The organism is Sphingobacterium sp. LRF_L2 (assembly GCF_965644235.1).
Taxonomy (GTDB): Bacteria; Bacteroidota; Bacteroidia; order Sphingobacteriales; family Sphingobacteriaceae; genus Sphingobacterium.
In genome coordinates, this window is sequence record NZ_CBFFRI010000012.1 from 110865 (window position 1) to 122101 (window position 11237).

At 42.9% G+C, this 11237-nt stretch carries 8 protein-coding genes; all 8 read left to right on the forward strand.

Annotation, left to right across the window (positions count from 1 at the left end; genetic code table 11):
• Positions 1–9: 9 nt before the first annotated feature.
• A complete protein-coding gene (locus ACSZOX_RS20995) occupies positions 10–1791 on the forward strand; it encodes a hypothetical protein (RefSeq protein ID WP_437922172.1) in 1782 nt (593 codons plus the stop codon).
• Between the two features lie 23 nt (positions 1792–1814).
• Complete coding sequence (locus ACSZOX_RS21000; RefSeq protein ID WP_437922173.1) at positions 1815–3113, forward strand: DUF4861 domain-containing protein; 1299 nt, start codon at positions 1815–1817, stop codon at positions 3111–3113.
• On the forward strand, positions 3103–4476 hold the full coding sequence (locus ACSZOX_RS21005) for a glycoside hydrolase family 88/105 protein (RefSeq protein ID WP_437922174.1): 1374 nt from the start codon (positions 3103–3105) through the stop codon (positions 4474–4476). Before ACSZOX_RS21000 ends, ACSZOX_RS21005 begins: the two co-directional genes overlap by 11 nt.
• A gap of 178 nt (positions 4477–4654) precedes the next feature.
• Positions 4655–5587, forward strand: a complete 933-nt coding sequence (locus tag ACSZOX_RS21010; protein ID WP_437922175.1) for a class II fructose-bisphosphate aldolase — start codon at positions 4655–4657, stop codon at positions 5585–5587.
• Between the two features lie 68 nt (positions 5588–5655).
• Positions 5656–6537 carry a 5-deoxy-glucuronate isomerase gene (gene iolB, locus ACSZOX_RS21015; protein WP_437922176.1) on the forward strand — a complete coding sequence of 294 codons (882 nt, stop codon included), beginning with the start codon at positions 5656–5658 and terminating at the stop codon, positions 6535–6537.
• 67 nt (positions 6538–6604) lie between these two features.
• Positions 6605–7612, forward strand: coding sequence for a 5-dehydro-2-deoxygluconokinase (iolC, locus tag ACSZOX_RS21020; protein ID WP_437922177.1), 1008 nt, complete (start codon positions 6605–6607; stop codon positions 7610–7612).
• Between the two features lie 158 nt (positions 7613–7770).
• Positions 7771–9642 (forward strand): 3D-(3,5/4)-trihydroxycyclohexane-1,2-dione acylhydrolase (decyclizing), encoded by a 1872-nt coding sequence (iolD, locus tag ACSZOX_RS21025; RefSeq protein ID WP_437922178.1) that lies wholly within the window; start codon positions 7771–7773, stop codon positions 9640–9642.
• 11 nt (positions 9643–9653) lie between these two features.
• Positions 9654–11234 (forward strand): solute:sodium symporter family transporter, encoded by a 1581-nt coding sequence (locus ACSZOX_RS21030; RefSeq protein WP_437922179.1) that lies wholly within the window; start codon positions 9654–9656, stop codon positions 11232–11234.
• Positions 11235–11237 lie beyond the last annotated feature (3 nt).

An 11237-nucleotide genomic window follows, 5' to 3' on the forward strand; every position in this document is an offset into this window, starting at 1 on the left:
GTGAATAAGATGGATAGAGCGACATTTATTAAACAATTAGGAATAGGAACAGCATTAAGCTATAGCATGCTAAATAGTTCATCAATCTTTGCTTTTGAAGGAACTACTCCAAACGAGTTAGCGGCAGATAAGATGATAAAAAGATTGGTTGAAGCCAATAATGAACATGTACAGCAACTATTGACACTGGGAGATAAAGCCAATAGACATGGTGGTCGAAGCCTAGGTTACAATTTTGCAAAAATGGCAGCAGCTTATAGTCATCCTGATTCCCGTTTCAAAGGCAGTAAGGAGGTTATAGCGAAGTTAGTAGATATTACAAAAGGGTTGAAGGCGTTACAGCAGGACGACGGAACGTTGAATGCTGGAAATTTGGAATCGCCCCCTGATACGGCTTTTATTATGGAGCCATTGTGTGCCGGTGTCTATATTTTATTGCAAAATAAAGATGTCGCACTTGATCCGATAAAAAATGAAATTAAAGATTTTATACTGAAAGTAGGGGAGGCACTGCGTACGGGAGGCGTGCATACACCAAATCATCGCTGGGAAATCTGTTCCGCATTGGCGTGGATTAATGCGGTGTATCCGAAAGAGGCATGGGTAGATCGCATTGATGATTGGTTGGGTGAGGGGATTTTTATCGATGCTGATGGACACTATCCGGAACGTAGTATGAATTATTCGGATGTGGAGAATCGTGCTTTTTTAACCATTGGACGTCTGTTAAATCGACCTGCACTATACGAGCCCGTGGCCAAAAACCTGACCATGACCTATTATTATATGGAACCGAACGGCGACTTGGTGACGGTAGATTCTAGACGGCAGGATCAGTATGATCAGCGCCGTATAACGACACAATATCTACATTATCGATTTTTGGCAGTACAACAGAAGAATGGTTTCTTTGCCGCTTTGACACAATTTATTGAACAGCTGCCTGATTTTGAAGAGTATATTGTGAAGGATTCTTTATACCAGTTTATGGTGAACCCTGCGCTAACAAAACCATTCCCTTCCTTTGAAAAATTACCGACAACATTTGAAAAAGTATTCTCCACAAGTAGTCTTGCCCGTATTCGGACTGGAGATAATAGCAGCACGATTTTTGGCGGCGTGGATTGGCCATTGATTATTGCATCGGGAAGATCTGTCAGTCCAAACTTTTTTAGCTATAGAAAGGGAGAGGCTATCTTAAAACATATGCGTATGTCTTCTCGCTTTTTTAGTATGGGACATTTTCGAAGTGAAGGATTGGAAGTAAAGGATCATGTATATACTTTGCACAAAAAGCAAGAAGCTTATTATTTTCAACCCTTAGCAAAAGAAGATCGTAATGCTGCTGGCGATTATCAACTAACGCCGAGTACGGATGATCGTTTTTACAGCAAGATGGATTTTAATAAAAGGGATGTAAGTAATGTAAAAACTTTAAATAATACAATCCGCATTCGTCACGCGGAAGAAAATGTGTCTGTGGAGTTTGAAGTAGTTGGACAAGTGGGCGTTGCTGTTACAGTAGAATTGTGCTTTGAATTTGGTGGGGAGCTGGTTGGAGTGGAAAAAGTTGAAGGAGCAACGCATGATTATTTCTTGGCCAGTGGAACAGGAACCTTTAAGAAGGGCAAAGATCAAATTAGTTTCGGCCCCGGACTGAAGAAGCACGAGGGGATTCGAGGACTGGATGGAGAGAAATACAGTGTGCATTTTGGTGAATATCCTTCCGAAGGACAACGTGTATTCATTACAGGATATACACCATTCACCTATAAGCTTTCTTTTAGCTAGATTTAGATATATAACGAAAAATTATGCATTATTTAAAAAAAGGAATCTTGTGTGTATGCACAACTGCTTTACTTGCTGCATGTGGAAATTCTGCTTCGCCATCTTTTGAGCTGCAATTGGAAAATAAATCAGATATTGTCTTGAAAGACTACCCCATAAAGATTGAAGCTGCTAAACTAAAGTTCCCTAAATCGGAGAAGTTTTTTCCTATTGTTATTTCTGAAAAAGGAGATACGCTAGCTGCTCAATTGGATGACATAAACGGCGATGGGAAGTGGGATGAATTGTTTTTTGTCGTGAATCTTGATGCGAATCAACAACAGAAATATACCTTGCATTGGTCAAGTGATTCTATTGCTTTTCCTTTCCGGACACGTGTACGTCACGGTGTCCGAACTTCTTTGGCCGATACGGTAAGACGGTCGAATACTGGGGTGTTTTTACCACATCAGTTGCCATTGGTTGCTGGCTTTCAGCCTTTTCAAACAGATGGTCCATCCTGGGAAAACGATAAAGTAGGTTTCCGTCATTATTTAGATGGGCGAAATTCCAAGGATGTCTTTGGTAAGCGTGTTGCCGATCTTGCACCGAGGAATGTCGGTATCAATAAAGACGGTGTGACGGAAGATAACTACCATGTGATGGAAAGCTGGGGCAGAGATATTCTCGCCGTGGGAAATTCATTAGGGGTAGGAGGTATTTCTTTAGTGATTGGCGATGACAGTCTTTATCGGATGGGGAGTATTGAAGGAGATACCTTAGGGCCTATCGATAAAACAACTTTCAACGTATATGCTGAGGGCCCCGTTCGGTCTATCGTGGATTTTGCGTATGAAAAATGGAAATTGCCAAATGGCCGGCGTTATGATGCGAACGAAAGAGTGGAGATTTGGCCAGGGATGTACGGCTATAAAAATACGGTGGAATATCGTGGGCTTCAAGGTGACGAACAGTTACTTGTTGGTTTGGTTAATTCAAGAACAGATAAACCCTTGAAAGAGTTCTATGCCAATGATCAATGGGTCATATTGTCTACACACGATATGCAAACGTATGAAAAAGAATGGTATCTAGGCTTGGCTTTAGTACTACCTCGGTCTGTTTATAAAGGCTATATAGAGGCGCCTGCGAAGGGACGTATTGCAACAAGCTATCTTGCAAAATTATCATTGCAGGATAACCAACCTTTATCTTACTATGCATTGGCCTGTTGGGAACTGCGTGATCCACAGTTTCGAAGTGAAAAATATTTTGAAGAGTATCTCCGTGAATTTGTTGGGCAGATCTCAGCCAACGTAACAATTTCCATTCATGAAAAATAAAAATTACGACCAGCGATATCGTATGAAATATATCGTGAGCTTTTTAGGGATTAGTTTTTTACTTAGCGCTACGCATCTCCTGTTAGCACAGGAGGTATTAACGGATGCAAACACCCCTTTACATCTCTTAAAGCCGGATTACCCTCATCCTTATGGAGAGGCGAACCAGAAACAGATTGAACAAAAGCTGGATTTGGTGTTATCGTATTTGGAATCTGTTACGCCCGCGAAACTTGTGGATAAGAAAACAAATGAGCACCTAGCGACTAATCGTTTGAAAGCTCCCATGGCTTTTGCAAAGGGACAATTTCGCTTAACAAGCTATGAATGGGGAGTGACTTATGCAGCGATGTTGGATACGTACGAGAAAACGACTCTAAACCGTTACCATTCTTATGCACAAGAACGACTTTTCTTATTGCGCGATTTGTTTAATTATTATCAAAAACAACCCCGCACGTCTTGGACAGATTCTCCAATACACTCGCTTTTAGAACCACATGCATTGGACGATGCTGGAGCGATCTGTATGGCAATGATCAAATATAGTTTGCAGGCCAACGATCTATCTTTTCGTCCCGTTATTGATCATTTGATCGATTTTATATTGCACAAAGAACATCGTTTGGCTGATGGTACTTTTGCACGAAATAGGCCTCAAAAGAATACAGTTTGGTTGGATGATCTCTTTATGAGTGTGCCTGCGATTGCCTATATGGGAAAGTTGACAGGCGATAAAGCATATTACGACGAAGCTTGTAAGCAAGTGCTTCAGTTTGCCGAACGTATGTTTGATCGTAATAAAAAGATCTTTATACATGGCTGGTTAACGGAAATGGATATGCAACCGCAATACCATTGGGGAAGGGCGAATGGCTGGGCCATCATGGCTATGACGGAATTGTTGGATGTGTTGCCGAAAGATCATAAAGATCGACCTGCCGTTATGGCTTATTATAAGGCGCATGTTTCTGGTATAGCTGCCTTGCAATCAGGTACAGGTTTCTGGCACCAGCTGTTGGATCGGAATGATTCCTATCTGGAGACTTCGGCGACGGCAATCTTCACGTATTGTTTGGCAAAAGGTATGAATAACGGTTGGTTGGATTACAAAGCCTTTGGCCCAATGACCTTATTGGCCTGGGATGCGTTGGCATCACAGGTAAATCCTTCTGGCCAGATTATGGGAACTTGTGTGGGAACGGGAATGGGATTTGATCCTGCGTTCTACTATTACAGACCGGTGAATGTATTCGCAGCTCATAGTTACGGGCCTTTCCTTTTGGCGGGAGCGGAGGTTATAGGTCTCCTTAAGCAACATGCTTATCGGATCGATGAAACTGCCGTACAATTTAATCCTTAGATTATTGTTTGTTAACTAACGAAGAAACACTGTTCCTTTATATATAGAGTGGCACACATGTATTTGTAGTGCCACTTTTTTTGTGAATTTACTTGTGCAAACCTTTGCACGACTAAGTTTGCATACTAGCTTAATTTCTCGTTTACTTGTATAACGAAAACCCAATATAAACCAGTATATGATTGTCTCGCCACATATATTATTTGAACACTGCTACGGACAGTATGCCATAGCTGCTATAAATGTCTTTACGCTCGAACAGGTTTTAGGTGTTTTTCGCGCTGCACGTGCTGCCGACTCTCCTGTCATTATTCAGACGACCCCTGTGGCTCGAAACTACGCCGGTGCAAATGTATTGTTGGAAATGATTGCTGCTGTTGCAAAAAATTATCCTGAGGTCATTTATGCAGTTCATTTGGATCATGGAAACGAAGCTCATATTCTTCATGCTTTGGAGAATGGCGGATACGCTTCGGTGATGATTGATGCTTCTCACGATTCCTTTGAAGAAAATATCAAACGTACACGTGCGATAAAACTAAAGGCACAAGTTAAAGATATCGTTGTAGAGGCCGAATTAGGTGTTTTGAGTGGTGTGGAGGATGATTTGGTTGTGGATGAAGCGTCTTCTCGTTATACACGTCCTGCAGATGCAGCTGCTTTTGTTGAACGCACAGGCTGTGATAGTCTAGCAGTAGCCGTTGGAACGAGTCATGGGGCTTACAAATTTAAAGGCGATCAAGGTATTCGTTTTGATATTTTAGCCGACATCCAAAGACAACTTCCTCGTTTTCCGCTTGTTTTGCATGGTGGTTCTGCTGTCTCAGCGGATGATGTGGAAAGAATCAATAATGCTGGAGGTCTATTGGAAGTGGGCGCGCGTGGCGTCTCTGACGAAGAGATTGCACGGGCAATACCTTTGGGGATTTGTAAAGTAAATGTAGCGACTGATTTACGGATCCTGTGGACAAGGGTACACCGTGAATTTTTTAAAGAACAGCCCGCGATCTTTGATCCAATAGTACCTGGTAAGTTGTACACCGAAGCCCTTGAACAATTTTGTATACAGAAGTTTCACCAATTGGGATCCGCAGGTAGACATCCCCTGTAACAGATCTCTTAACGCTATAGGGCTGCGTATTACATAAGAAATGAATTGTTGAATACAACGAAATAAATATGAAGACATCTGAGAAATATCCACTACTTGTGCCTGCCGATAAAACGGCGGAAAATTATCAATATATCACCAGTGAAGAAGCGGGTTGGGCCTATTTAAACTTTGCAGCGCGCCGACAGAGGAAAGGCGAAATTTGGGAAGTCAATACCGGAGATTACGAGTATGCTATCGTATTGTTGAGTGGCAATTTTACAGTAGAAAGTAATCGTGGGAATTGGAAAACGGAAAATGGTCGCGTCGACGTGTTCGCTGGAATGCCTCATGTACTGTACCTTCCTAGACACACACAATTCAAACTGTATGCAGATACCGAATTGTTGGATATTGCCTATGGTTGGTGCGAAACCGATCGGGATTATGAACCCGTTTTTAGAACACCTGAAGAAATAAAAATAGAAATTCGTGGAGGCGACAATGCGACTAGACAAATTAATGAGTTGCTCGAACCAGGCTTTCCTTGTCATCGATTGGTCGTTGTGGAAGTTTATACTCCTGCTGGAAATTGGAGCTCTTTCCCCGCACATAAACACGATGAACGAAAAGTTGATGAGAAAGGAAAGGTGTTGGAAGCAAGATTGGAGGAAACCTATTTTTATAAGATAGATAAACCGCAAGGTTATGCGATGCAACGTGTATATACCGCTGATGGATCTTTGGATGAAATTGCTTTAGCCAAAACCGATGAGGTCGTGTTGGTCCCAAAGGGCTATCATCCGGTTGTTGCCGGTCATGGTTATAACGTTTATTATCTTAATTTTTTAACGGGATCCGATCAATCTCTAGCGAATACTGCTGACCCCGATCACCAATGGATATTTAATACATGGAAAGGTATTGATAGTCGGATTCCTATGGTTTCCGCTGAAATGAATCCAAAATAAAATGATGTATACCTTTTGCTAGAAGCCAATAGTATATTCCATACAACAATGATAAAAAACGATATAAATGAAAAAATATGATGTCTTAACTATTGGTCGGTCTTCTATCGATCTATATTCTCAGGATATTGGAGCGGATTTCATTAACATCACGGGCTTTGATGCTTTTGTGGGTGGGTCTCCGTTGAATATCGCAACCGGCTGTAGTCGTTTGGGACTTCAGGCAGCGCTTCTTACGGGCGTAGGTGAAGATAAAGTCGGTGATTTTATTTTGAATTTTCTGGAAAAAGAGGGGATAGAAACCGCTTTCATACCACGAATCCCGCATGCGCGCAGTAGCGCAGTACTGCTCGGGATAAAACCACCTGATAACTTCCCATTGGTTTTTTATAGAAACAATGCTGCGGATTCGCAGATTACTATTGACCACGTTCGTGCAATTGATTTGACAAAGGTGCGGCTGATGGAAATTTCTGGAACTGCGTTGCATATTGAGCCTAGTCGTAGCGCAGTATTCTACGCAACAGAACAGGCGAGATTAAGTGGTACAACCACGCTATTGGATATTGACTTTCGTGCAGACCAGTGGAGCGATATTCGTTCTTTCGGAATTATGATACGTGCACTCCTCCAACGTATTGATATTGCTATAGGTACGGAGGAAGAATTGTTGGCAGCAATGTTGGAGGATGCTTCACAAGTAACCATTGAGCATCAGCAAATATCAGCGCCCACTATCAAAGGAGATGTCGACCGTGCGATAGCGGGAGTTCTTGCATTGGGCGTGAAAACATTGGTTGTAAAGCGGGGGGCGAATGGTGCTTCGGTATACGAAGCGGATGGCACGCGAACTGATGTCCCAGGATTTCCGGTGGTTCCGTTAAATGTTCTGGGCGCGGGAGATGCCTTTGCCTCTGGATTTATCTATGGCTATCTCCATGACTGGGGATGGTATAAAGCTTGCCGTATGGGGAATGCTAGCGGTGCACAGGTGGTTTTGCAGCCCGGCTGCGCCAATTTTATGCCGACGCTGGCGGAATCCTTGGCGTTTATTGATCAGCACGGAGGTTTCTAGATACAACTAAAGAGCAACAAGGAAGCAGGTTGGCTTTAGATCAAACCTGTTTCGCTAACCATAAACTGAATAGGCAAACCAATGAAATGTCCTGTATTGCAAAAGACTGAACAAGTCTAAAAATGAGACATCTCATATCGCCTTAAAATACTAATTATATGATAAAAAATACGATTAAGCTTACCGTTGCGCAAGCAATCGTTCGATACCTGGATCAACAATACGTCGAACGGGATGGCAATAGCAATAAGTTCTTCGCTGGCTGTTTTGGCATTTTTGGACATGGTAATGTGGGCGGAGTGGGACAGGCCTTGTTTGAGTATCCTGATTTTCGGTATTATCAGGCTCGAAATGAACAGGCGATGGTGCATGCCTCTGCGGCTTACAGCAAAATGAAAAATAGGCTGTCTACTTTGGTATGTACCTCTTCTATTGGACCTGGCGCAACAAATATGCTTACCGGTGCGGCGGCCGCCACTATAAACAGGCTCCCGGTTTTGTTATTACCAGGGGATATTTTCGCTTCACGGCATGTCGATCCTGTGTTGCAGCAATTGGAATATTTTTCCGCACCTGATATTTCGGTAAACGACTGCTTTCGTCCGGTATCACGTTTCTGGGATCGCATCACACGCCCAGAACAATTGATCGCCTCATTGCCGCAGGCACTAAGGGTGTTGACTTCTCCATCGGATACGGGAGCTGTGACACTTTGCTTACCACAAGACGTGCAAACTGAAGCATATGATTTCCCAACGGAGCTTTTCCAAAAGAAGGTGTGGTATATCGCCAGACCGACCCCTGATCATGAATTATTAAACCGTGCCAGTTTGAAAATACGTGCGGCGAAGAAACCGCTTATTGTGGCAGGAGGGGGCGTTATATATAGTGATGCCACCGAAGCCTTGAAAAGATTTGCCGAAGCTACAGGAATTCCTGTAGCGGAAACATTTGCCGGCAAAGGTGCTTTGCCTTATGATCATCCGCAATCCTTGGGGGCTATGGGTGCTACAGGAACTGAAGGTGCAAATGCCATAAGTGCGGAAGCAGATTTAATCATAGGTATAGGTACGAGGTACAGTGACTTCACAACGGCATCGAATACGGCATTCCGTAATCCTGATGTTTCTTTTATCAATATCAATGTGACTGCGTTTGATGCGTATAAGCAATTTGCCCTACCTCTCGTCGGTGATGCGCGGGCCACAATAGAAGCATTGCAGGCTAAGCTAGTAAGCTATTCTGTGACGGATAGCTATCGCGAGAAAATTACGGCATTTAATAGGAGTTGGGATGCGAAGGTGTCCGAAGCATTTTTACCGTTAGCGGAAGATCGTCTTTCGCAGGCCGAAATTATTGGATTGGTAAATAATTTTTCTGCACCGGAAGATGTGGTCTTGTGTGCAGCGGGTAGTTTACCTGGTGATTTACATAAATTATGGCGTACGCGGGATCCAAAAGGATTCCACTTGGAGTATGGATTCTCTTGTATGGGATATGAAATTGCGGGTGGATTGGGAGCAAAGATGGCTTGTCCAGAGCGCGAGATTTACGTTATGGTAGGCGATGCGAGCTTTTTGATGTTGTCTGCTGATGTAATTACGGCAATTCAAGAGCGTATTAAACTAACCATTATCTTGATTAATAACCACGGTTATGCCAGTATAGGGGGGCTTTCGAAATCCTTGGGCTTGGAAGGCTTTGGAACTCAATATCGATCCCGTGATGTGGAATCTGGACAATTGGACGGAGATTTACTTCCTGTCGATTTGGCCGAAAATGCGAGAAGTCTTGGTGCTCAAGTATTGCCGGCTCATTCGCCTGATACATTTAAAAAGGCCCTGCAAATGGCTAAAGATTCTGATTGTACGACGGTAATCTATGTAGAAACTACGCCCGAGCGAAAGATGGCTGGATATGGACATGCTTGGTGGGAGGTTCCTATTGCGGCAGTTTCGCAGCAGCAGGCAGTGCAGGAGGCGCATCAAAAGATGCGGGAGAATAAAAAGAACCAGCGTTATCATTTTTAATTGTTTTTGTTATGATTACTATTGTTAGTTTCATCGGTTTCACCGTTTTTGTTGGAATCTATGCCTGGTTCAGGATGCGAAAGGATAACCTTTCCTCTCAGGATGGTTATTTTCTTGGAGGACGCAGCCTGACGGGACCTGTCATTGCCGCGTCGATGATTATGTCTAATATTTCGACGGAACATTTGGTCGGCATGAATGGATCGGCTTATAAGAATGGATTTATCATTATTGCCTGGGAGGTTACTTCTGCATTGGCCTTAATCTTGGCGGCGGTCTATTTTGTTCCAAAATACCTGCGGATGGGGGTCGTTACGATACCCGAATACCTGGAGCGGCGCTTCGACAAGGCAACCCGTTCACTTATAGCTATGTTTCTTTTGGTGTCTTTTGCAGTAACCTTGCTCCCCATCTTACTTTACACCGGGGCAATCAACCTAGAAAGTATTTTTAATACCTCGGAATTACTGGGGATAAGTAAAGCGAATAGCCTGTGGTTGACTGTTTTTGTGGTGGGCACATTGGGCGCTGCATATGCTGTAGTAGGCGGGCTCAAAGCTGTAGCTGTTTCCGATGTAGTCTATGGTTATGGTCTTTTGCTAGCAGGATTATTAATACCGGTGTTGGCATTGATATATATAGGTGATGGAAATCCGTTAACTGGAATGTCCCGAGTATTTGAAAATAGTCCCGAGAAATTTAATGTCATTGGATCTGAAGATTCGGTGCTTCCTTTTAGCACACTATTTACAGGTTTAATGATTAACCAGCTGTATTTCTGGTGTATGAATCAAACCATTATTCAACGGGTCTTCGGTGCGAAGAATCTTGAAGAAGCTCAAAAGGGGTTGCTGTATACAGGTCTGTTAAAGATTTTAGTCCCCTTTATTATTGTATTGCCTGGGGTTATTGGTTTCTATTATTTTCAAGATTCTTTTTACGAAAATCAGGATATGGTATTCCCAGCATTGGTAAAACGGATTTTGCCTGTTCCTCTTCTAGGCTTGTTCGCTGCTATTGTTGTCGGTGCTGTACTGAGCACATTCAATGCGGTTTTAAACAGTGCATCAACGATATTCAGCATTGATGTTTATAAAAGATTGATTAATAAAAAAGCAACAGATAGGAAGTTGGTGACTATGGGACGTCTGGCAGCTAGCGTATTAGCAATTACATCCATTGTAGCGGCACCTTTCGTCGCTAATGCCCCAGATGGACTGTATCAATTGTTGCAGGAACTGAACGGCATTTTCTTTATCCCTATTGCATCGATCATGTTGGGGGGCTTCTTCTTCTCGAAAATATCGGCACATGGAGCTAAAGCAGCGATGGTTGTTGGCTTGGTTTTTTATGTCCTTTGCACCTTCATTTTTAAAGTGAATATTCATTTCGTGCATTTATGGGGTATCGAGTTTTTGTTGAATATGGCGGTGATGTTTGTCGTATCTCATTTTTACCCTAGACCAGCACCTGATGAAAACCAAAAAGAGCATGCGCCTATCCCTATGGTTGCTTGGCGCTATGCAAAGCCTTTTGCGTTGATGTTGGTGTTGATTACAGTTGCCATATATGTGCTGCTAGGAAATGTTTAAGCC